General features: G+C 67.0%; 19 protein-coding genes and 1 tRNA gene. 11 read left to right on the top strand and 9 right to left on the bottom strand.

Annotated features, from left to right (window positions below):
• The 3 genes from secF to yajC all read right to left on the bottom strand — a co-directional run.
• On the bottom strand, positions 1–656 hold a 656-nt coding region (gene secF / locus ACFE7K_RS14345; RefSeq protein WP_375398884.1), incomplete at its 3' end, for a protein translocase subunit SecF.
• Between the two features lie 12 nt (positions 657–668).
• Positions 669–2264, bottom strand: a complete 1596-nt coding sequence (gene secD / locus ACFE7K_RS14350; RefSeq protein ID WP_375398885.1) for a protein translocase subunit SecD — start codon at positions 2262–2264, stop codon at positions 669–671.
• Positions 2264–2608 carry a preprotein translocase subunit YajC gene (gene yajC, locus ACFE7K_RS14355; RefSeq protein ID WP_375398886.1) on the bottom strand — a complete coding sequence of 115 codons (345 nt, stop codon included), beginning with the start codon at positions 2606–2608 and terminating at the stop codon, positions 2264–2266. Before yajC ends, secD begins: the two co-directional genes overlap by 1 nt.
• Before the next feature lie 216 nt (positions 2609–2824).
• On the opposite strand from yajC, the gene ACFE7K_RS14360 reads away from it, so the two are divergent.
• From ACFE7K_RS14360 to ACFE7K_RS14395, 8 genes are all read left to right on the top strand, one after another.
• Positions 2825–2901: transfer RNA gene (locus ACFE7K_RS14360), tRNA-Pro, on the top strand.
• 203 nt (positions 2902–3104) lie between these two features.
• The gene (locus tag ACFE7K_RS14365) at positions 3105–3530 is read left to right on the top strand and encodes a hypothetical protein (RefSeq protein WP_375398887.1); all 426 of its coding nucleotides are present in this window, start codon (positions 3105–3107) and stop codon (positions 3528–3530) included.
• A 113-nt stretch (positions 3531–3643) separates the two neighbouring features.
• The gene (locus ACFE7K_RS14370) at positions 3644–6118 is read left to right on the top strand and encodes a DegT/DnrJ/EryC1/StrS family aminotransferase (protein WP_375398888.1); all 2475 of its coding nucleotides are present in this window, start codon (positions 3644–3646) and stop codon (positions 6116–6118) included.
• Positions 6115–7170 carry a glycosyltransferase family 2 protein gene (locus tag ACFE7K_RS14375; protein ID WP_375398889.1) on the top strand — a complete coding sequence of 352 codons (1056 nt, stop codon included), beginning with the start codon at positions 6115–6117 and terminating at the stop codon, positions 7168–7170. Before ACFE7K_RS14370 ends, ACFE7K_RS14375 begins: the two co-directional genes overlap by 4 nt.
• Before the next feature lie 120 nt (positions 7171–7290).
• On the top strand, positions 7291–8433 hold the full coding sequence (locus ACFE7K_RS14380) for an isovaleryl-CoA dehydrogenase (RefSeq protein ID WP_375398901.1): 1143 nt from the start codon (positions 7291–7293) through the stop codon (positions 8431–8433).
• 31 nt (positions 8434–8464) lie between these two features.
• The gene (locus ACFE7K_RS14385) at positions 8465–10066 is read left to right on the top strand and encodes a carboxyl transferase domain-containing protein (protein WP_375398890.1); all 1602 of its coding nucleotides are present in this window, start codon (positions 8465–8467) and stop codon (positions 10064–10066) included.
• A gap of 207 nt (positions 10067–10273) precedes the next feature.
• Positions 10274–12175: an acetyl/propionyl/methylcrotonyl-CoA carboxylase subunit alpha gene (locus ACFE7K_RS14390; RefSeq protein ID WP_375398891.1), complete on the top strand. Its 1902-nt coding sequence runs from the start codon at positions 10274–10276 to the stop codon at positions 12173–12175.
• Entirely contained in the window at positions 12172–12648 is a 477-nt protein-coding gene (locus ACFE7K_RS14395) for a MarR family winged helix-turn-helix transcriptional regulator (RefSeq protein WP_375398892.1), read from the top strand. Before ACFE7K_RS14390 ends, ACFE7K_RS14395 begins: the two co-directional genes overlap by 4 nt.
• Before the next feature lie 11 nt (positions 12649–12659).
• Here the strand turns inward: ACFE7K_RS14395 and ACFE7K_RS14400 are convergent, their stop codons facing one another.
• On the bottom strand, positions 12660–13829 hold the full coding sequence (locus tag ACFE7K_RS14400; RefSeq protein WP_375398893.1) for a mechanosensitive ion channel family protein: 1170 nt from the start codon (positions 13827–13829) through the stop codon (positions 12660–12662).
• Positions 13830–13853: 24 nt separating this feature from the next.
• On the bottom strand, positions 13854–14855 hold the full coding sequence (locus ACFE7K_RS14405; protein ID WP_375398894.1) for a DNA topoisomerase IB: 1002 nt from the start codon (positions 14853–14855) through the stop codon (positions 13854–13856).
• A gap of 105 nt (positions 14856–14960) precedes the next feature.
• Here ACFE7K_RS14405 and ACFE7K_RS14410 point away from each other — a divergent pair, with 105 nt between their 5' ends.
• Positions 14961–15512 carry a type 1 glutamine amidotransferase domain-containing protein gene (locus ACFE7K_RS14410; protein ID WP_375398895.1) on the top strand — a complete coding sequence of 184 codons (552 nt, stop codon included), beginning with the start codon at positions 14961–14963 and terminating at the stop codon, positions 15510–15512.
• Here the strand turns inward: ACFE7K_RS14410 and ACFE7K_RS14415 are convergent.
• Genes ACFE7K_RS14415 through ACFE7K_RS14425 form a run of 3 tightly spaced genes read right to left on the bottom strand, consistent with a single transcriptional unit; the run spans position 15475 to position 18075 of the window.
• On the bottom strand, positions 15475–16587 hold the full coding sequence (locus ACFE7K_RS14415; protein ID WP_375398896.1) for an acyltransferase family protein: 1113 nt from the start codon (positions 16585–16587) through the stop codon (positions 15475–15477). The two genes, ACFE7K_RS14410 and ACFE7K_RS14415, sit on opposite strands and share 38 nt — an antisense overlap.
• Positions 16584–17948, bottom strand: a complete 1365-nt coding sequence (locus ACFE7K_RS14420) for a putative O-glycosylation ligase, exosortase A system-associated (protein ID WP_375398897.1) — start codon at positions 17946–17948, stop codon at positions 16584–16586. Before ACFE7K_RS14420 ends, ACFE7K_RS14415 begins: the two co-directional genes overlap by 4 nt.
• A complete protein-coding gene (locus ACFE7K_RS14425; RefSeq protein WP_375398898.1) occupies positions 17941–18075 on the bottom strand; it encodes a hypothetical protein in 135 nt (44 codons plus the stop codon). The genes ACFE7K_RS14420 and ACFE7K_RS14425 overlap by 8 nt, the downstream gene beginning before the upstream one ends.
• A gap of 86 nt (positions 18076–18161) precedes the next feature.
• On the opposite strand from ACFE7K_RS14425, the gene ACFE7K_RS14430 reads away from it, so the two are divergent.
• Positions 18162–19406, top strand: coding sequence for a TIGR04063 family PEP-CTERM/XrtA system glycosyltransferase (locus ACFE7K_RS14430; RefSeq protein WP_375398902.1), 1245 nt, complete (start codon positions 18162–18164; stop codon positions 19404–19406).
• Positions 19376–20173, top strand: a complete 798-nt coding sequence (locus ACFE7K_RS14435) for a hypothetical protein (RefSeq protein ID WP_375398899.1) — start codon at positions 19376–19378, stop codon at positions 20171–20173. Before ACFE7K_RS14430 ends, ACFE7K_RS14435 begins: the two co-directional genes overlap by 31 nt.
• 115 nt (positions 20174–20288) lie before the next feature.
• Here ACFE7K_RS14435 and groEL read toward each other — a convergent pair.
• On the bottom strand, positions 20289–21254 hold a 966-nt coding region (gene groEL / locus ACFE7K_RS14440; protein ID WP_375398900.1), incomplete at its 5' end, for a chaperonin GroEL.

Consider the following 21254-nt stretch of genomic DNA (forward strand, 5'->3'; position numbering starts at 1 on the left):
CGGTCGTCGATGACGATCTTGTCGTTGATCGAATAGCCGATGATCGTCAGCACCGCAGCGACGATGTTGAGGTCGAATTCCAGGCTGTTGCGGAACAGCGCAAAGAATCCCAGCGTCATCAGCACGTCGTGCATTATCGCGACGACGGTTGACACGCCGAACTGCCATTCGAAGCGGAAGATCGCGAACAGGCCGATGCCGAGCACCGCGAGCACAACCGCCAGGATGCCGTTCCTCACCAGCTCGCCCGACACCTTGCCCGAGACTGCGTCCTGCTTGGAGAATTGCGCGCCGGGGAATTCCTTGGCCAGCGCGCCCGACACCGTCGAGACGATCGCGTTGGTCGCGGCGTCATCCGCGCTGTCGGGGCGCGGCAGGCGGATCGAGACCGTGCGCGGATCGCCGAATTGCTGGAGCGAGGCCTGGCCGACGCCCAGCCGGTCGATCGTCGAGCGCACCTTGTCGAGGCTGGGCGCGGTCGCGAACTTTTCCTCGATCATGATGCCGCCGACGAAATCGACTCCGAAATTGAGCTTGTTGACGATCACCAAAGCGACCGCTGCGATGGTCAGCAGTATCGTCAGCCCGAACGCCCAGTAACGCAGCCGGACGAAGTCGATATTGGTGTTGTCGGGAACGATCTTGAGCAGGCGCATGTCGGCTAAGCCTTAGATGTTGATCGTCTGCGGACGTTGCGCGCGCAGCCAGAAGGTCACCAGCATCCGGGTGAAGGTGACCGCGGTGAACACCGAGGTGACGATGCCGATCAGCAGCACGATCGCAAAGCCCCGGACCGGCCCCGACCCCAGCAACAGCATGATGATGCCCGAAATGGCATGCGTCATGTTTGCCTCGAAGATCGTCCGGCTGGCTTCCTTGTAGCCCAGGTCGATCGCCTGGACGACGTTGCGCCCACGGCGCCGTTCCTCGCGGATGCGTTCGTTGATCAGCACGTTGGCGTCGACCGCGGTGCCGATCGTCAGCACGAAGCCGGCAATTCCCGGCAGCGTCAGCGTGCCGTTGAGCAGCGCCAGCACGCCCAGGATCACCAGCACGTTGATGATCACCGCCGCATTCGCATAGATGCCGAACCGGCCATAGGTCAGCAGCATGAACACCACCACCGCGACCACCGCGATCACCGAGGCGAGCACGCCGGCGCGGATCGAATCGGCGCCCAGGTCAGGCCCGACGGTCCGCTCCTCGATCACCTTGAGCGCCACCGGCAGCGCGCCAGACCGCAACGCGATTGCCAGCTGGTTGGCCGAGGCGGTGGTGAAGTCGCCTTGGATATAGCCCGACCCGCCCAGGATCGGCGTGTTGATCCGCGGCGCAGAGATCACCTGGTTGTCGATGATGATCGCGAACAGCTTGCCGGTATTTTCCTGCGTCACCTTGGCGAAGCGCCGGCCGCCGGTCGTGTTGAAGCTGAAATTGACGATCGGCGCATTGGTCTGCGGATCGTTGCCCTGGCTCGCGTCGATCAGGTCGGTGCCGGTCACGATCGCGGCGTTGCGCACGGCGATCACCGGAATACCCTGCGGATTGCCGGGATAGGAGAGGATCTTGTCGCCGAGCGGCGCCTGGCCCTTCATCAGCGCGGCGGGATCGGCATTCTGGTCGACCAGCTTGAACTCCAGCTTGGCGGTCTTGCCGAGCAGCGCCTTCAGCCCCGCCGGATCCTGCAACCCCGGCACCTGGACGACGATGCGGTTATTGCCCTGGCGCACGATCGTCGGCTCGCGGGTGCCGAGCGAATCGATGCGCTTGCGCACCACCTCGGTCGCGGTCTCCATCGCGCGATCGATCGCCTGGTCGACCCCGGCCTGTGTCGGGGTCATCACGAAGCGCGTCGAATCGACCACGTCGACGTTCCAGTCGCGCTGGCCGGTATAACCAGCGCCGGTGGTCAGCGTCGACAGCCGCTGGCGCGCCGCCTCCAGCTGGGCGACGTTGCGGACCATGAAGCTGACCTTGCCATCGGCGGTCGAGATGTCGCCGATGTCGATCCGCGGGTCGTTGCGCCGCATTTCGGCGGCGACGGTCTGCTGCATCTGTTCGAGCCGCGACTTGACCAGTTCGTTGGTGTCGGCCTCGAGCAGCAGGTAGCTGCCGCCCGCGAGATCGAGCCCAAGGCTGATCCGCGGATGGACCGGCCAATTCTTCGTCTGGCTTTCGGGAAAGAAGCTTGGGATCGCCAGGCTGCACAGCACCACCAGGGTGGCGATGATCGCGGTCACCTTCCAGCGTGGAAAGTCGCCCATCAGTCGTTCGCCGCCTTTGCCGCGTCGGGCGTCAGCACTTCCGTGATCGTCGCGCGCACCACTCGGACGCGGACGTTGGGTGCGACTTCCAGCTCGACGAAGCGGTCCTCGACCTTGCCGACCTTGCCCACCACGCCCCCGGCGGTGATGACCCAATCGCCCTTCTTGAGCGCGGCGATCGCGTTCTGCAGCGCCTTCACCCGCTGCTGCTGGGGGCGCAGCATCAGGAAATAGAAGGCGACAAAGACCAGCACGAGCGGCAGGAAGGTTTGCGCCAGCCCCGCGAACATGTCGGGGGGACCGGCGGCGCCGGCGGCCTGGGCATAAGCGGGTGGGATGAGCATGATCGTCCTGAACTGGGCATAAGCGGCGCGAAACGGGCCGGCTGCGTCAAGCGCTGCGCGCTATCACCATGCGCCGGTGCGCGCAACATGGCGCAAGCCCGGACCGGCCCGGTCGGCAATGCCACCCGGGCGACGCGGCGCGGTTGCATCAAGACTCCAGACAGCCTAAAGGCGCCCCCTTCCGGGCCGGCGCCACCTTGGCACCAGCCCGCCGGTCGGGGCGTAGCGCAGCCTGGTAGCGCATCACACTGGGGGTGTGGGGGTCGCAGGTTCAAATCCTGTCGCCCCGACCAATTGTTTCAGTCACTTGGCATTGGCAATCCTGGGCGTGTAGAACGTTTCACGGGTCCGGACATGGCTGTTTGCGGCCGATCAAGGGCCGCCGATACTCTTGACCGGCACGTTTTTATTGAATTAAAGTTTGTGATATATGCCTCCTCGATGCCTTGTACCTATACGATAATGTCAGCATTGGGCGTATAAGGAGGATATCGGGATGTCGCTAAAGCCAACATACCTGATCGAACTGGATCCCCGAAAAAACTACATGCGCCTGACCTTTTCGGGTTATATGGACCATGCGACCCTGGACAGGTTCGAGCAGGAACTGGCTGCGGCATTCGAACGCATGCCGTTGGAGGGCGGACGGCCGGGCGATTACCTGCTGCTTAACGATGCCCGCGCCTCGAACGTGCAGTCTCAGGATATTACAGCTCGATTCCAGGCATGCATTGCGCAATATGGTCCATTGGTGCGCCGGATCGCAATGCTCATGTCGCAATCTCCCTTGGAGATGATGCAGGCCAAGCGCGTTCAGGCCAAGCGCGTTGCGGCGGGGCACGGGACGGCGTTTTTCCTCAGCGAAGAGGACGCCTTGGCGTGGCTGTTCGGCGATGAGGACGACGCAACGACGCCGGTATGAGCCTGGCTGCGATGCGTCCGGAAACGATGTCCCTCACTACAAGCGGTCCTGTCGGACCCGCAAGGTCCCACCGCTAACCGCTTCTTAGGCGTCCGCTGGCATCACGCGCGGCCATGTCACCGCTGCGTTTTCCGCTCGTCGACCCCAGCCCGCCGCGGCTGAGCGAGCATCCCGACGTCCTCGCCCGCGTCGAACGATCGGGCATGTTCAGCAATAACGGGCCCGAGTTGCAGGCGTTCGAGGCGGAGGTGGCGGAGCGGCTGTTCGGCGGGCGCGGCGCCTGTCTGGGGGTGGGCAACGCCACGCTGGGCCTGGTGGTCGCGATCCGCCAGGCGGCGGGGCGCGATCCCGCGCCGGGAACGCTGGCGCTGATGCCGGCGATGACCTTTGCCGCGACCGCGCAGGCGGCGTTGTGGGCGGGACTCACGCCCTTGATCTGCGACGTCGACCGCGATGACTGGGGGGCATGCGCGGCAGCCGAGGAGCGGTTGCTCGAACGGCATGCCGGCAAGGTCGGCGTGCTGGTGCCCTATGCGACGTTCGGCGCGGCGATCGACGTTGATCGCTATGCGTGGCTGATGCGCCGTCATGGCGTGGGCGTGGTGATCGATGCCGCCGCGTCGCTGGGCACGATCGATGCTCAAGGCGCCGGGTTCGGCGCCGGCGCGCCGTTTGCGGTGGTGTTCTCGCTCCACGCCACCAAGACCTTCGCGGTCGCCGAGGGCGGCCTGATCCACAGCGGCGACGCCGGCATCATCGACGAACTGCGCGCGATGATCAATTTCGGGTTTCGCGGATCGCGATCGGCTGTCCTGCCCGGGATCAACGCCAAGATGCCCGAGCTGATCGCGGCGATGGCGCGGCTGAAGCTGGCCGAGATCAACACGATCGCCGTCGCGCGCGCGCAGGTCGCGATCGCCTATCGCGCCGCGCTGGCCGGCTTCACCTTCCAGGCGAGCGATGCCCGCCGCCAGGCGATGCAGTTCCAGCCGGTGCTGCTGCCCCCCGAATTGGCAGCGCGCCGCGACGCGGTGATCGCGGCGCTGGCCGCCGACGGAATCGGCGCAGGATGCTATTTCAGCCCGCATATCGGGCAGCAACCATGGCTGCGCGACCATTCGCTGGTCACCGCCACCCCGGTCACCGACGACGTTGCGCGGCGCATCGTCTCGCTGCCGATCAGCGACCGGATGAGCGCCGCCGACGCGCGCTTCATCGCCGAACGCCTTCGTGCCGCCTGCGCCGCGCAGCCGCGCACGGCCGGGACGGCCGCGACCATGACGACGCTGATCGTCGGCGGCGGCCCCGCCGGCTGTGCGCTGCTGACCGCGGCATCGAAACAGGGACGGCTCGCCGACCTGGCGCAGGCCGGGCTGACGATCGTCGAACGCGACGACGCGATCGGCAACGGCCGGCTCGCCGGCTATGCGATCAATTCGGACAGCACCGCCGAGACCTTTCTTACCGCAGTCAGGGACAATCCCTGTCCGGAGATCGCCGCGCTGGCCCGCCATCCCGCCGCGCAGGAAGTCGGGCGCCATATCGGCCGGCTGGGCGTGCCGCTCGCGGCGACCGGGCAGTTCCTGGGCGTGATCGGCGATCGGCTGGCCGGCATCGTCGCGGCCAATGGCGGCGAACTGGCCACCGGGCACGAGGCGATCGATGCGCACCAGCTCCCCGGCGGCGGCTGGCAGACGCGGCTGCGGCGGCTGGGCGATGGGGCCATCGTCGAGCGGCGATCGCATACCCTGGTGATCGCGACCGGCGGCGCGCAGCCGTTCGACCGGCTGGCCGGGCAACAGGTGGCGGGCGCGTCGCTCCTGGACCTCGCCAACGGCAGGCTGGTCCAGTCCGACGAGGTGCTGGCGCTGGGCGGGCTGGACCGCATAGCCGACCTGCTCGCCGACGCCCGCGCGCCGCGCGTCGTGGTGGTCGGCGGATCGACCAGCGCGCTGGCGGCGGTCGCACTGCTGCTCCGCAGCCGCCCCGGCATCCCGTTCGGCGCGGGCGACCTCACCCTGCTCCATCGCCGCCCGCTGCTGCCCTTCTATCCTTCGGCGGAGGCGGCGCGCGCCGACGGCTTTATCGCGTTCGGCGAAGACGATGTCTGCCCGGTGTCAGGCTTCGTCTATCGCCTGGCGGGGTTCCGGCTGGAGGCGCGCGAGCTGGTGCTGCGGATGCTGCGGATCGACGGCCGCGCGCCCGATCCGCGCGTGACGGTGATGCGCATCGGCGACGACGAGGCGGCGGCGCGCGGGCGGCTGGCCGAGGCCGACCTGGTCATCGCGGCACTCGGCTATCGCCCGCGCGCGCTGCCGCTGTTCGATCGCAGCGGCCGACCGATCGCGCTGGCCGCGCAGGCCGGCAAGCCGATGGTCGACGGCCATTGCCGCGTGCTCGGCGCCGACGGCCAGCCGGTGCCCGGCGTCTATGGCATCGGCCTGGCGGCGGGGTTCGTGCCGTCGGGCCGGCTGGGCGGCGAGAAATCGTTCACCGGCCAGGCCAACGGCCTGTGGCTGTGGCAGAACGACGTCGGCCAGATGATCGTCGACCAGGTGCTGGGCACAGCCCAGCGCGCGGTGGCATGACCGCGCCGACCGTCAGCGTCGTCATGGCCGCCTATAATGGCGCGGCCCTGATCGGCGAAACGCTCGACAGCCTGTGGACCCAGACCTTCGACGATTTCGAAGTCGTGGTGGTCGACGACCGCTCGACCGACGATACGCTGGCGGTGCTGGCGCGCTGCCGCGACCCGCGCCTGAGAGTGATCGCGCTCGATCGGAATGGCGGGCCGGTCCGCGCCCGCAATTGCGCCTATCGCGAATCGCGCGGGCGCTACATCGCCGGGCTCGATCAGGACGATCTCTGCCTGCCCGCCCGGTTCGAGCGGCAGGTCGCCTATCTCGACGCCAACCCCAGGATCGCGCTGGCCGGCACCGCCGCAGCGGTGCTGGAGGACGGCACGATCGCCTCGGGCATCCGTTCGCCGGTAACGACGCCGCGGCTGGTCGAATGGCTGCTCCAGATCGAGAACCCGCTGGTCTGGTCGACCGTCATGGTCCGCCGCGCGGCCGTGCCGCCGGGCGACTTCACCCGGCCCGAACTGCTCTATGCCGAGGATTTCGACCTCTATCACCGGCTGGCGCGGGACGGCGGCATCGCGCAGATCGACGAGCCGCTGCTGCTCTATCGCAGCCATGGCGCGGGCGCCTCGCAACGTTTTGTCGACATGATGCAGGCCAGCGCCGCGCGCGTGCTGGCGGAAACCTATGCCGCCGACGGCGATGCGGAAGCCGTCGAAGACGCGTCGATCGTCGCGCGCTGCATCATGCGCCGCCAACCGGTCGCCGACCGCATCGAGCTGGCGCGGCTGGGCGGCGTGCTCGGCCGGCTCCAGGCGCGGTTCCTCGCCACCCGCGCGGTTGATCCCGACAGCCGCCGGATGATCAAGTGGGAGACCGCCCTGCGTTGGGGCCGCGTCGTCCGCCATGGCCTGAAGGCGGGGACGATCACGCTGATCGACGCGGTCGCGGTCCGCCCCGATCACCTGGGACTGGGCTATGCCGGCATCGATACGCTGCTGCTGTCGCGGCTGATCGGCGGAGCCCGGTCGGTCGTGCGCCGGCGCCGCGCCGCCTGAGGTATTGCCAAGCGGCACCTGGTTTCAGCTTTGCTGGACCAGCATGACGACTCCCACATCAACTTTGCTTTGCCGAACGATTTCCGTAAAGCCGCGGGCATGACGGCGGCGACGGACATGATGGATTTCGGCCTGGGCGAGACGGCCGACATGATCCGCGAGACGACACGCCGTTTCGCCGATGAACGGATCGCGCCGCTCGCCGCGCGGATCGATGCCGAGGATTGGTTCCCGCGCGACCTGTGGCCGGCGATGGGCGAGCTCGGCCTGCACGGGATCACCGTCGCCGAGGCCGATGGCGGTCTGGGCCTCGGCTATCTCGACCATGTCGTCGCCTGCGAGGAAGTCGCCCGCGCCTCCGCCTCGATCGGCCTCAGCTATGGCGCGCATTCCAATCTGTGCGTCAACCAGATCGCGCGCTGGGCGTCCCCGGAGCAGAAGGCGAAATACCTGCCCAGGCTGATCTCCGGCGAGCATGTCGGCAGCCTGGCGATGTCCGAGGCCGGCGCCGGATCGGACGTGGTCGGCATGAAGCTGAAGGCGCAGGCGGTCCAGGGCGGCTATGTCCTCAACGGCACCAAGTTCTGGATCACCAACGCGGCTTATGCCGATACCTTGGTGGTCTATGCCAAGACCGGCGAAGGCAGCCGGGGCATCACGACCTTCCTGATCGAAAAGGACATGCCCGGCTTCTCGATCGGGCAGAAGATCGACAAGATGGGGATGCGCGGATCGCCCACCGCCGAACTCGTCTTCGACGATTGCGAGGTGCCGGAAGCAAATGTGATGGGGCCGCTCAACGGCGGGGTCGGCGTGCTGATGAGCGGGCTCGATTACGAGCGCACCGTGCTCGCCGGCATCCAGCTCGGCATCATGCAGGCCTGCCTCGACGTCGTCGTGCCCTATGTCCGCGAGCGCAAGCAGTTCGGCAAGGCGATCGGCAGTTTCCAGCTGATCCAGGCCAAGGTCGCCGACATGTACGTCGCGCTCAATTCGGCGCGCGCCTATGTCTATCAGGTGGCGCGCAATTGCGACGCCGGGCGCACCACGCGGTTCGACGCGGCCGGCGCGATCCTGCTCGCCAGCGAAAATGCGGTGAAAGTCGCGCTGGAGGCGATCCAGGCGCTGGGTGGCGCGGGCTATACCCGGGACTGGCCGGTCGAGCGCTATCTGCGCGACGCCAAGCTGCTCGACATCGGGGCGGGCACCAACGAAGTCCGCCGCATGTTGATCGGACGGGAATTGATCGGAGCCGGAGCGTGATGAATCCTCCCCCGCACGGGGAGGATTTTGCGTGACCGCTCCCGTTCTCGACACCAAACTCAACCGCGAAGACGACGCGTTCCGCGCCAATGCCGCGCACAATCGCGCGCTGGCCGAGCAACTGCGCGCCAATGTCGCGGCCGCGGCACTGGGCGGCAACGAGAAGAGCCGCGAGCGCCACGCGGCGCGCGGCAAGCTGCTCCCCCGCGACCGCGTCGAGCGGCTGCTCGATCCGGGATCGCCATTCCTCGAAATCGGCCAGCTCGCGGCCGGCGACCTGTATGGCGGCGAGGTCCCGGGTGCCGGCATCATCGCCGGGATCGGCCGGGTCAGCGGGCGGCAGGTGATGATCGCCTGCAACGACGCCACGGTAAAGGGCGGCACCTATTATCCGATGACGGTGAAGAAGCATCTCCGCGCGCAGGAGATCGCCGAACAGAATTGCCTGCCGTGCATCTACCTTGTCGATTCGGGCGGTGCGAACCTGCCGCACCAGGCCGAGGTATTTCCCGATCGCGACCATTTCGGCCGCATCTTCTTCAACCAGGCCAATATGTCCGCCAAGGGCATCCCCCAGATCGCCTGCGTCATGGGCAGCTGTACCGCCGGCGGCGCGTACGTGCCGGCGATGAGCGACGAGAGCGTCATCGTCCGAGACCAGGCGACGATCTTCCTCGCCGGCCCGCCGCTGGTCCAGGCCGCGACCGGCGAGGTCATCACCGCCGAGGACCTGGGCGGCGGCGACCTCCATGCGCGCAAGTCCGGGGTGGTCGATCATCTCGCCGAGAATGACGAGCATGCGCTGACGATCGTCCGCGACATCGTCTCGACGCTCCGGCCGCAGCGGGGCGCCGACGTCAACCTGCGCGATCCGCGCCCGCCCCGGTTCGCCGCCGACGACCTGTACGGCATCGTCCCGCCGGATGTGCGCGCGCCCTATGACGTGCACGAGATCATCGCGCGGCTGGTCGACGGCAGCGAATTCCACGAATTCAAGGCGCTGTACGGCCCCTCGCTGGTGTGCGGTTTCGCGCACATCTGGGGCATGCCGGTCGCGATCCTGGCCAATAACGGCGTGCTGTTCAGCGAGAGCGCGGTCAAGGGCGCGCATTTCATCGAACTTGCGCAGCAGCGCCGTGTGCCGTTGCTGTTCCTCCAGAACATCTCCGGGTTCATCGTCGGCGGCAAGTACGAGGCAGAAGGCATCGCCAAGCACGGTGCCAAGCTGGTGACGGCGGTGGCGACCGCCACAATGCCCAAGATCACGGTACTGATCGGCGGCAGCTTCGGCGCGGGCAATTACGGCATGGCCGGCCGCGCCTACAGCCCACGTTTCCTGTTCAGCTGGCCGAACGCGCGGATCAGCGTGATGGGCGGCGAACAGGCGGCCAGCGTGCTGGCGACCGTCCACCGCGATGCCGCGACGTGGACGCCGGAGGAAGCCGATGCCTTCAAGGACCCGATCCGCCGGAAATACGAGGACGAGGGCAACCCCTATTACGCGACCTCGCGCCTGTGGGACGACGGCATCATCGACCCGGCCCAGACCCGCGACATACTCGGCCTCGCCTTTGCCGCCACGCTCAACGCGCCAGTGCCCGAGCGGCAGAGCTTCGGGGTGTTCCGGATGTGATGGAGGCGGCCGGCCCTTCATTCCTCCCCGGAACGGGAAGGACGACCGTTCGGCGCATCCGGGTGGCTGCGCCGCCGGATGAGGTCGTGCTGTCCTAAGTCCCCAATTCCGGGCATGATACCGCCATGAAGCACGCGCTCCGATTGCCGTTTTTCTTTTCCTCCTGTGGGCGAACTTGGTGAAGTTTGACAAGATCGTGGGCACCCGATGCTGACTTCGCTGCTCATCGCCAATCGCGGCGAGATCGCCTGCCGCATCATCCGCACCGCGCGGGCGATGGGCGTGCGGACGGTCGCGGTCTATTCCGACGCCGACCGACACGCCCTCCACGTGCGCCAGGCCGACGAAGCGGTGCATATCGGCGCGTCGCCCGCGCGCGAAAGCTATCTGGTCGGGGAGAAGATCATCGCCGCGGCCCAGGCGACCGACGCCGAGGCGATCCATCCGGGCTATGGGTTCCTGTCGGAAAATGCCGACTTCGCGCAAAGCGTGATCGACGCCGGCCTGATCTGGGTCGGCCCCAACCCGGACAGCATCCGTGCGATGGGGCTGAAGGATGCCGCCAAGGAACGGATGATCGCCGCCGGCGTGCCGGTGACGCCGGGTTATCTCGGAGAGGACCAGTCGCCCGAGCGGCTGGCCGCGGAGGCGGCGGCGATCGGCTATCCCGTCCTCATCAAGGCGGTCGCGGGCGGCGGCGGCAAGGGGATGCGGCGCGTGGACGACCCCGCCGACTTCGCCGGCGCGCTTTTGTCTTGCCAGCGCGAGGCGGCCTCCTCGTTCGGCAACTCTCAAATACTGATCGAGAAATACATCCTCTCGCCGCGTCATATCGAGGTGCAGGTGTTCGGCGACAGCCACGGCAATGTCGTCCACCTGTTCGAGCGCGATTGCTCGCTGCAACGCCGCCACCAGAAGGTGATCGAGGAAGCCCCTGCCCCCGGCATGGACGCGGCCACGCGCGAGGCGATCTGCGCGGCGGCGGTACGCGCGGCCAAAGCGGTGGACTATGTCGGCGCGGGCACGATCGAGTTCATCGCCGACACCAGTGCCAAGGGCGGTGGGGGCCTGCGCGGGGACCGCATCTGGTTCATGGAAATGAACACTCGCCTCCAGGTCGAGCATCCGGTCACCGAGGAGATCACCGGCGTCGACCTGGTCGAGTGGCAGCTGCGCGTGGCGTCGGGCGAGCCGCTGCCGAAGCGGCAGGACGAACTGGCGATCGGCGGCTGGGCGATCGAGGCGCGGCTATATGCGGAGGACCCGGCCAAGGGATTCCTGCCGTCGATCGGCAGACTCGATCTGCTGACGCTGCACGCGGGCGCCGGCAGGGTCGAAACCGGCGTTACGCAGGGCGACCAGGTCAGTAGTTTCTATGATCCGATGATCGCCAAGCTGGTCAACCGAGGCGGCAGCCGGGATGAAGCGATTGACGGGCTTGCGGCCAAGCTAGGCAACATCAACATCTGGCCGGTCCGCACCAATGCCGGTTTCCTGTATCGGGCGGCGACGAGCCGTGAATTTCGCGATGCTTATATCGACACCGGTTTCATCGAGCGTCACCTGGATGCGCTGCTGCCCCCCGAAACGCCGACGGACACAGCGCTTCGGGAAGGACTGGCGACGCTGCGCTACAACGATGGCGCCTATGAGCCCGATCCCTGGAATGGAGGGCTGATCGGGCTGCGGCTGAATGGCTCCGCCAGGACGAGGGCGTTGGTTTGCGTCGACGGGCGACCCACTGAAGCGGCGGTCGGCGATTTCCTGGCCGGCGGGTTGCGGATCGACGAGCACGATGGCTTCGTCATCCTGAACGAGGGCGGGCAGACCTATGCCTTTTCCCCCTGGCGGGTGGAAGGCGGACGCGGAAGCTCCACCCAGGACGGCGCGATCCTCGCGCCCATGCCCGGCCGGATCATCGCGGTCGAGGTCGCGGCGGGCGACATGGTGGCCAAGGGCCAGAAGCTGCTGACGCTGGAGGCGATGAAGATGGAGCATTCGCTGGTCGCCCCGTTCGACGGCACGGTCGGGGAACTGAACGCGACGACGGGCGGGCAGGTCGGCGAGGGTATTCTGCTCGCCCGCATAGCGCCGAGGAGCGATGGATGACGATGAACGAAGAACCCTGGTATCAGCAGGTGGCGATGCCCGCCTTGCTCCGCCATGCGCGGACCGCTTATGGCGCGGCGATGCGGCACGCGCTGGCCGAGGCCGGCTATGACGACGTGCCGCCGAACGGCCTGTACCTGATCGGGGGGCTGGCGCTCGGCAAAGGCGAGGTCGTGCTGGGCGACCTGCTACGTCAGTTGCGCCTCTCCAAGCAATCGGCCGGACAGCTGGTCGATACGTTGGTCGTGCGCGGTTATCTCGACCGCGGCATCGACCCCGCCGACAGCCGCAAGCTGAACGTCACGCTGACCGCTCGCGGCCAGGCGGCGGCGGTGGTGCAAGGCGCGGCACGCGAGATGGTCGATGCCGAACTGCTGGCCGGGGTCGGGCCACAGGATGTCGAACGGACGCGGCGCACGCTGGCAATGCTGGTCGACATCGCGCGGCGGCGCGGCGGCGGTGACGACGATTGAGACTCAGAAGCTCAGCTGCCGGTCGCGTCGGCGTCGCGGTCCGGCACCGACGCGGCGTCGGGCTCGGCCTTCTTGCCGTCGGCCGCATAGGTCAACGAGGTCTGGGTCGGATAGGCGAACTCGATCCCGTCGGCGTTGAACCGGGTCAGGATGGCAAGGCCGATGGCGGTACGTCCGTCATAGAAATGCGCGTAGTCGGCGCCGTCCGTGTCAAAGATCACCTCGAAGTCAAGGCTGGAAGCGCCAAAGCCGGTGAAGCCGGCGCGGACGAACGTGCCGCCGCACGCCTCGACGATCTCCTTGAACAGCGCGGGGATCCGCCCGCAGACCGCCGGCGGGGTCTGGTAGACCAAGCCGATCGTGAAGCTGCCGCGACGATGGTTGCGCAGCGTGTTGTTGCGGATTTCCTTGTCGAGCAAACTCTTGTTGGCGATCACCCGCTCTTCGCCGGTGAACGATCGGATGCGCGTGGACTTCAGCCCGATTGCCTCGACCGACCCCGACGTGCCGTCATATTCGATCGAATCGCCCTTGCCGAACGGTCGGTCGAAGATGATCGCGAGGGCCGCGAACAGGTCGGCGAAGATGCCCTGCGCCGCCAGGCCGATGGCGATGCCGCCGACGCCCAGTCCCGCAACCAGCCCGGTCACGTTCACGCCCAGATTGTCAAGCACCAGCACCAGCGCGACGGCGAAGACGGCCAACGTCACGAACAGGCGGATAAGCCCCATCGCATTGCCCAGCGTCTCCCCCTGGTCGGCACCGCGCGCACGGCGGTCGATCGTGCCCAGGATCAACTCGCGGGCCCAGATCGCCGCCTGGAACGCGGCCGCGATGGTGAACAGGAAGGTGATCGTCATGCCCAGCTCGGCCGGCGGGCGCGCATAGCCGGCAACCAGCTTGGCCGCGGCCATGACGATGAAGAAGTTACCCGTTCGCTCGATCGCGCGACCGAACACGGTGCCCCATCCCGCGCGGTCGCCGTCACGCCGGTGCAGCGTCCGGCCCAACCGGCGCAGTGCGTGGAGCAGGATGACGATCGCTATGCCCGCCACGGTCGCGATGATCGCCTCCAGCCAATTGGCGACGATCCAGTCGGTGGCGGCCTGGTAGAGGGCGGTCAACTGGTCCCCCACCCCATGCGGATCGACATGCCCCGGGGGTGTGGAAACGTTACGCATCACTTCTCTCTGATATTGCAGCGCTCAGGCGGCCCGACGGCCGGGGGTGGTGCCGGCTTCCAGGAACGCAATCAATCCGCGTTCGGCTCGCGTCAGATAGCGCGTGGACCGCGGCAGGGCCAATCCGCCGCGAAAGTCGGTCTGGCCGTCCTTGACCAAGGCGATCAGCGCGGGATGGACATAGGATTTGCGGGCGATCGCGGGAGTGTTGCCCAACGCCTCGGTGACCGGCGCGAGCAGGGTCTTCAGGCTCACGTCCTTGGTCGCCGTGGCCAGCGCCTCAAACGCGATGACGCTGGCCCCCCAGGTGCGGAAGTGCTTGGCGGTAAAATCGTCGCCGGTCGCTTCGCGGATATAATCGTTGACGTCGGACGAGGTGACAGGGTGCGGCTCGCCCGCCGCATCGAGCCATTGGAACAAGTGCTGGCCGGGCAGGTCCTGGCATTTGCGCACGAAGCTGATCAGCGAACGATCGGTGATCGTCAGCATCCGCAACTTGCCCGACTTGGCCTTGTACTGGAGCTTCAGCCGGCCGGAGGTGAGCGCGGCATGGTGGTTGCGCAGGGTGGTCGCGCCGAAACTCTGGTTGGCCCTGGCATAGCCTTCGTTGCCGACGCGGACATGGCCTTCGTCGAGCAGGCGGATGACCGCGGCGACCGCGCGCCGCTTGCTCAGCGTCTGCAGCGCAAGGTCGGCGGTCACGCGTGCGCGCAATTTCGGGAGCGCCCGGCCGAAGCCGGCGCAACGATCATATTTGGCGGCATCCTGCCGCTCGCGAAAATCGAGGTGATAGCGATATTGCTTGCGGCCGCGCTCGTCCCATCCGACCGCCTGGATGTGGCCGTTGGCGCGGGGGCAGAACCATGCGTCGCGATAGGCGGGGGGCAGGCCGATGCGGTTTAGCCGGTCGATCTCCTCGCGGTCGGTAATGCGCTCGCCGGCGGGGGACCAATATCCCCAGCCGTGGCGTACCTTGCGCCGCGTGATCCCCGGTTCGCTGTCATCGCAATAGACGATCCGGGCCATGACCTCCTCCCCTGATGATCCATGGAAATGCGCGGTTCGTCGCTTCGTTCCGGAACGGGCAAGTAGGTGGAGGGTTTGAAGCGTATACTTCACAGGAGAATCGCCGTGACCGACCTCGCCAATGCTCGCGTGCTGATGATCGCCACCGACGGTTTCGAACAGGACGAACTGTTCAAGCCGCGCAAGGCTTTGATCGATGCGGGCGCCGTCGTGACGCTCGCGTCGATCACGACCGACCCGATCCGCGGCGAGAAGGAGGGCGAAAAAGGCGACAGCATCACGCCTGACATCGTCCTGACCGATGTCGACACCGATGATTACGACGCGCTGGTGATCCCTGGCGGGGTGGCCAATCCGGACAAGCTGCGCACCCAGGGCCGCGCCGTCCAGATCGTCGAGGAGTTCATGGACGACGACAAGATCGTCGCGGCTATCTGCCACGGCCCATGGCTGCTGGTCGAGGCCGATGTCGTCGATGGCCGCAAGGTGACGAGCTGGCCGTCGATCCGCACCGATTTGGTCAATGCCGGCGCCGAGGTGGTCGACGAACAGGTGGTGGTCGACGGCAATTTGATCACCAGCCGCAAGCCCGACGACCTGCCCGCCTTCAACCGCGCGATTATCGAAGCGCTTGAGGAACAGTTGGCGGCGGCTTGATCGGGCCGGTCGCGCGCGTCGGGCGCAGGCGGTTGACCCACGCCTGCGCCGGCCGCTCGACCAGATGATGCAGCGCGACCGACGCGGACAGTACCATTGCCAGGTATAATGTGATCAGTGGCGGGGGCACCGCATGGGCATCTTCGACGAACGCCAGCTTGAAGACGAAGAACAGTAGGAAATGGGCAAGGTACGTCGCATAGCTGGTCTCGCCAAGGTAATGGATCGTCCGCCAGTCCAGCGGATTTTGCGCCATGCCTGACGTCAGCGCCACCGCCAGCAGGATCGCGGCGAAGGCGATCGGGAAAGCGAGCGTTTCCGGCAGGATCCCGCACCCCGATCCCGCGACCATCGCGGTCGCCACCCCGACCCCGCCGGCGAACGGCCACCACGGCCGCTCCCGCCAGCGCAGCCATAACGCACCCACGATCGTCCCCGTCCCAAATTCCGCCAGACACCGCGCGAGCCCGAAGCGCGTGATGTCGTCGCCCAGCGATGTCGCGCCGGCATTGGCCATCCTGTCGTGAAGCAGGACCAGGAAGCACAGCCCGACGACCACCAGCACGGTGCTGGGCACGGTCCGCCAGTCGATCGCCCTGACCAGCAGCGGGAAGGCGAGATAGGCCGCAAGCTCGCAGCTGATCGACCAGGCGGGGTCATTCCACGCCAGCCGATCGGTAAAGCCCCAGTTCTGGAGCAGCAGCACATGGAGCGGCAACTCGCCGAACGGGAAAACGCGTGGATCATGGTGCCTGGCCGCCGCCAGCGCAATCGCAAGGATGAACGCCGCTGCGAGCATCGCCAGGTGCAGCGGCCAGATGCGCGCGATCCGCTTGCGCAGGAACGCCGGCGCCGCGCGCCATCCGTCGCGGCGCAACCGATCGTGCCACGCCAGCCAGATGACGAACCCGGACAACAGGAAGAAGAAGTCGACCGCCAGATAGCCCCGCGCGAACACCGCCAGCCAAGTATCCGGCAGGCCGGCGATCGACCGGCGGATATGATAGAGCACGACCAACCACGCCGCGATGCCGCGGACGCTCGTCAGCGCGCGCAATTCGCCGCGTGAGGTCACGCGGTCGCCTCTTCCAGCGCCGGACGTTCGCGCCGCATCGGCCGCCAGGCCGCCGCCGCCCGCCGGCGCGCCAGATAGGTGTCCAGGCCGATCTGCGCACCGACCAGCATGAACATGAACGGCTGAAAGGCGATCGCGATGAACGCCGCGCCGAGCATGTAGACGATATGCGCGCTCTGCAGCGCGCCGGCCAGCGGCCCGATCCACGCCTCGTCCTCAGGCGCCCGCCGGTAACGCTGGCGGATAACTTCCATCCGCAAGAGGCCGATCACGCTGATCAGCAGCCACAGGATCAGTCCGGGAAAGCCCTGTTCCCCCAATACCTCGAAATAGGCCGAATGATAGGCGCGCGCGTGATCGACGGTAAGCTGCCGGTCCAATGCGACGTTGCCGCCGGCTCCTTGCGCCTTGACGATGTCGTAACGGATCTGGTTCTGGCGGTACATCTCGAAGCCGCCACCCAGCGGATGGTCCTTCACATACTGCCAGGTCCACGCCCACACCGCGACCCGGGTCGAGGCGCTTTCGTCCGCCTGGTAGGACTTGATGGTGTCCATGCGATCGGTGAAAGTCTTGGGCAGGAAGGGTACCGCAACCAGCGCCAGCCCCCCGATCAGCCCCAGATAAAGCAGCTTGCGCCGGCTCTCCCGGATCATCAAGAGCGCGAGCAGGCCGATGCACACCAGGCCCGTCCGCGTGGCAGTGCCGACCGGGATCAGCAGGCAGGCGAAGATCAACGCATGGCAGAACAGCTTCACCTTCCAGTCGCGCCGGAAGATCGTGCCGAACCGGCTGACCCACACGATCAGGGGAATGATCGCAATCGCCACGGTCGAAATCGTCGATCCTTCGTACAGCCCCGAATTGTTCGACACCATGAGGTTGAGCTCGCCATAGCCCCCGCCTCCGCTGGCGATCGTCTTGACCCCGCCGACGATGATGATCGACGCGGCCGACAGGATCATGAAGGTCAAGAGCGCCTCGATCCTGAGCCGCGTGCGCAGGGTGAACGGCAGGAAAAACGCAAAGGCCAGCGCCTTCCATACCCAATCCCACTTCTCCGCTGCATCGACCGGAAAGTCGGCGGTCCGCGTCGACACCCCGCAATACAGCATCAGCAGCAGGATCAGCAATTGGCGCGGAGCCAGCCGCGTGCCGGTCTTGTCGTCGAACAATGCCCAGGCCGACACCGCCAACCCGACCGCGATCAGCGAGATCGGCACCGAATTAAGCAGGAAGTAGCTCAGCCGTTGCGGCGAGACGACGTCGATATAGACATAGCATAGCACGAACAGGAACGGCCGCCGAAAACCTATGGCGAACAAGACGCCGAGAAAGGCGATGAACGCCAGGTCACGCACGCGGCGCGGGCCTCTCGCGCTCGTGCCCGGCGGTCGTCTCGCTGTTCAGGTCGCCCCGCCGCATCAACAGCAGCGCGGTCAACATCATCAGTCCGTGGGTGATGGCGAGCGCCAGATTGTCGATCATCGAACCCTCGCGGCAATATATCCCTTATATCTAGACGGAGCGGGTTGACGTGCCGTTAAATAGTGCCGTGGCACCACCCCGGCGCGATGCGGATCCTCCATGTCCTCGACCACGGCCTGCCGGTACACAGCGGCTATACCTTTCGCACGCGGGCGATCCTGAAGGCGCAGGCGGCGCGGGGCTGGGAAGTGGCGAGCGTCACCAGCATACGCCATGGCACATCGCCCGCTCTGGTCGAGCGGTTCGAGGGCCTCGAGTTCCATCGCACCCCGCCCGTCGCGCTGCTGCCCAGCCCACTTGGCGAGTGGCAGGAGGTCGCGGCGTTCGCGCGCCGCATCGTGGCGGTCGCCGAGCGATTCCGGCCCGACGTAATCCACGCCCACTCGCCGGTGCTCGACGCGCTGGCGGCACTGAGAGCGGCGCGGCGGCTGAGGCTGCCGTTGCTTTACGAAATTCGGGCGTTCTGGGAAGATGCGGCGGTCGGTAACAACAATGGGACGGAAGGGTCTCTGCGCTACCGCCTGACGCGGGCACTGGAGACGTGGGCGGTGCGTCGGGCCGATGCCGTGGCAGTGATCTGCGAAGGGCTGCGCGGCGACCTGATTGCGCGGGGGATCGATCCAGCCCGGATCATCGTGTCGCCCAACGGCGTCGACCTGGAGCTGTTCGGCGCGCCGCCCCGGCGTGACGCGGCGCTCGCCGCCGAACTGGGGTTCTCGATCGACGCAGAGGTCGCCGGCTTCATCGGCAGCTTCTACGATTATGAAGGGCTCGACGACCTGATCGCGGCGCTGCCAGCGCTGATCGCAAAACGTCCCAGGGCCCGGCTGATGCTGGTCGGCGGCGGCCCCTGCGAGGAAGCGCTGCGCGCTCAGGCCACGGCATCTCCGGCAGCGGCTGCGATCAGTTTCGTCGGCCGCGTGCCGCATGGCGAGGTCGAACGCTATTACAGCCTGGCCAACATACTCGTTTATCCGCGCAAGCGCATGCGGCTTACCGAATTGGTCACCCCGCTCAAGCCGCTTGAGGCCATGGCGCAGGGTCGGCTGGTCGCCGCATCCGATGTCGGCGGCCATCGTGAACTGATCCGCGACGGCGATACGGGGACGTTGTTCGCGCCCAACGATCCGGGCGCGATCGCAGGCGCACTGGCCGGATTGTTCGACGATCGCACCCGGTGGGATGAACGCCGCGCGCATGCGCGCGCCTTTGTCGAGCGCGAGCGTAACTGGTCTTCAAATATTGCGCGTTATGCTCCTGTTTACCAAAGACTTATAGAGTCCGCCAATCGGGAGGTCACATGGACGCCACCAGCCGTCGCCAGCATCTGATCCTGCCGGTCGCGCCGTCGATCGCGGCCGGCGCGGGCATGCTGATCGCCATGTTCCTCATCGCGCTTCCCGCCGCCGTGCTGGAGTGGCTGGTCGTAGACAGCGGCATCGCCGCGCTGGTGACCGCCGCCGAACCGCCGCTTGGCCTGACCGCGCGGCTGGCCATAGCCGGGGTGGCCGGAGGCGTGACGACCGCCATGCTGTGGCTCGGCCTTCACCAGCTGATCGGCGGGCGCAGCATCGTATTGGGGACACCCGTCGAGGACGACGGGGCACCCGTCCTGCGTCGTGCCGATGCCCATCCCGATGCGCCCTCGCGCCGGCCGCTGTTCGCCGCAAGCGACCTGGGCACGCCATTCCTCGATATCCACGCACCGGCTCCGACGGCGCTTGCCGAAGCCAAATCATGGCCGGAAGAGCGCACGCTGCCCGCCGATCTCGACACGCCGATCGCGCCGTTCGCCGCGCCGGAGACACTGCCGGAGGTCGCGGAGGACGCAGCGGATGTCGCCGCAACCGCGACCGCTCGCTTTGGATCGCACGAGCGGATCGAGACGTTCGAACTGACCCCGATGATACGCCCCCCCGCCCCGGCGGCGGACGTCGACGAAACGTCGGCGCCGCTGCCCCAGGCGACGATCCACGACCTGCTCACACGGCTCGAACGCGGCGTTCACCGCCGTGCCACGGCGGCGAGCGGCACGTCGGAGACGTCGCTGGAAGAGACGCTGGGCGTGCTGCGCCGATTGGCGACGCGCGTCGGTTAAGCGAAAAGGCCGGCGGATAAATCCGTCGGCCCTTCCTGTCTGTCCTCGACTGGCGCGACATAAATCGCGGTCCTGATTTTCCGTCCGGGGCAGCTTTCGCCGCCCCGGGCGCAAGTCAGAAGTCCATACCGCCCATGCCACCCATGCCGCCGCCGCCGGGCATGCCGGCCGGGGCCTTGTCTTCCGGCATCTCGCTCACCGCCGCTTCGGTGGTGATGAGCAGGCCGGCAACCGAAGCCGCGTCCTGGAGCGCGGTGCGGACGACCTTGGTCGGGTCGATCACGCCGGCGGTGACGAGGTTCTCATAGGTGTCGGTCTGAGCGTTGAAGCCCAGGTTCGAGTCGTTGCCGTCGAGCAGCTTGCCCGAGATCACCGCGCCGTCATGCCCGGCATTCTGCGCGATCTGGCGGACCGGCGCATAAAGCGCCTTGCGGACGATATCGACCCCGCGGGTCTGGTCGTCATTGGCGCCTGTAAGCCCCTCGATCGCCTTGGTGGCATAGAGCAGAGCCGTGCCGCCGCCGGGGACGATGCCTTCCTCGACCGCCGCGCGTGTCGCGTGGAGCGCGTCATCGACGCGATCCTTGCGCTCCTTGACCTCGACTTCGGTCGACCCGCCGACCTTGATCACCGCGACGCCGCCGGCAAGCTTGGCCAGACGCTCCTGGAGCTTCTCGCGGTCGTAATCGCTGGTGGTGTTCTCGATCTGCTGGCGGATCGCATCGGTGCGGCCCTTGATCGTCTCGTGGTCGCCCGCGCCGTCGACAATCGTGGTATTGTCCTTGTCCAGCGTCACGCGCTTGGCGGTGCCGAGCATGCCGATCGTAACCGATTCGAGCTTGATGCCGAGATCCTCGGAAATCAGCTCGCCCTTGGTCAGGATCGCGATGTCCTCCATCATCGCCTTGCGGCGATCACCGAAGCCGGGCGCCTTGACCGCCGCGACCTTAAGGCCGCCGCGCAGCTTGTTGACGACGAGCGTGGCGAGCGCCTCGCCCTCGATGTCCTCGGCGATGATCAGCAGCGGACGGCCCGACTGGACGACCGCTTCCAGGATCGGGAGCATCGCCTGCAGGTTCGA

The organism is uncultured Sphingomonas sp. (assembly GCF_964244265.1).
GTDB lineage: Bacteria > Pseudomonadota > Alphaproteobacteria > Sphingomonadales > Sphingomonadaceae > Sphingomonas.

Coding starts and splice junctions, on each gene's coding strand:
- secD (WP_375398885.1), bottom strand. CDS start 2,264: ATGGGCGACTTTCCACGCTGGAAGGTGACCGCGATCATCGCCACCCTG.
- yajC (WP_375398886.1), bottom strand. CDS start 2,608: ATGCTCATCCCACCCGCTTATGCCCAGGCCGCCGGCGCCGCCGGTCCC.
- ACFE7K_RS14365 (WP_375398887.1), top strand. CDS start 3,105: ATGTCGCTAAAGCCAACATACCTGATCGAACTGGATCCCCGAAAAAAC.
- ACFE7K_RS14370 (WP_375398888.1), top strand. CDS start 3,644: ATGTCACCGCTGCGTTTTCCGCTCGTCGACCCCAGCCCGCCGCGGCTG.
- ACFE7K_RS14375 (WP_375398889.1), top strand. CDS start 6,115: ATGACCGCGCCGACCGTCAGCGTCGTCATGGCCGCCTATAATGGCGCG.
- ACFE7K_RS14380 (WP_375398901.1), top strand. CDS start 7,291: ATGGATTTCGGCCTGGGCGAGACGGCCGACATGATCCGCGAGACGACA.
- ACFE7K_RS14390 (WP_375398891.1), top strand. CDS start 10,274: ATGCTGACTTCGCTGCTCATCGCCAATCGCGGCGAGATCGCCTGCCGC.
- ACFE7K_RS14395 (WP_375398892.1), top strand. CDS start 12,172: ATGACGATGAACGAAGAACCCTGGTATCAGCAGGTGGCGATGCCCGCC.
- ACFE7K_RS14400 (WP_375398893.1), bottom strand. CDS start 13,829: ATGCGTAACGTTTCCACACCCCCGGGGCATGTCGATCCGCATGGGGTG.
- ACFE7K_RS14405 (WP_375398894.1), bottom strand. CDS start 14,855: ATGGCCCGGATCGTCTATTGCGATGACAGCGAACCGGGGATCACGCGG.
- ACFE7K_RS14425 (WP_375398898.1), bottom strand. CDS start 18,075: ATGATCGACAATCTGGCGCTCGCCATCACCCACGGACTGATGATGTTG.
- ACFE7K_RS14430 (WP_375398902.1), top strand. CDS start 18,162: ATGCGGATCCTCCATGTCCTCGACCACGGCCTGCCGGTACACAGCGGC.
- ACFE7K_RS14435 (WP_375398899.1), top strand. CDS start 19,376: ATGGACGCCACCAGCCGTCGCCAGCATCTGATCCTGCCGGTCGCGCCG.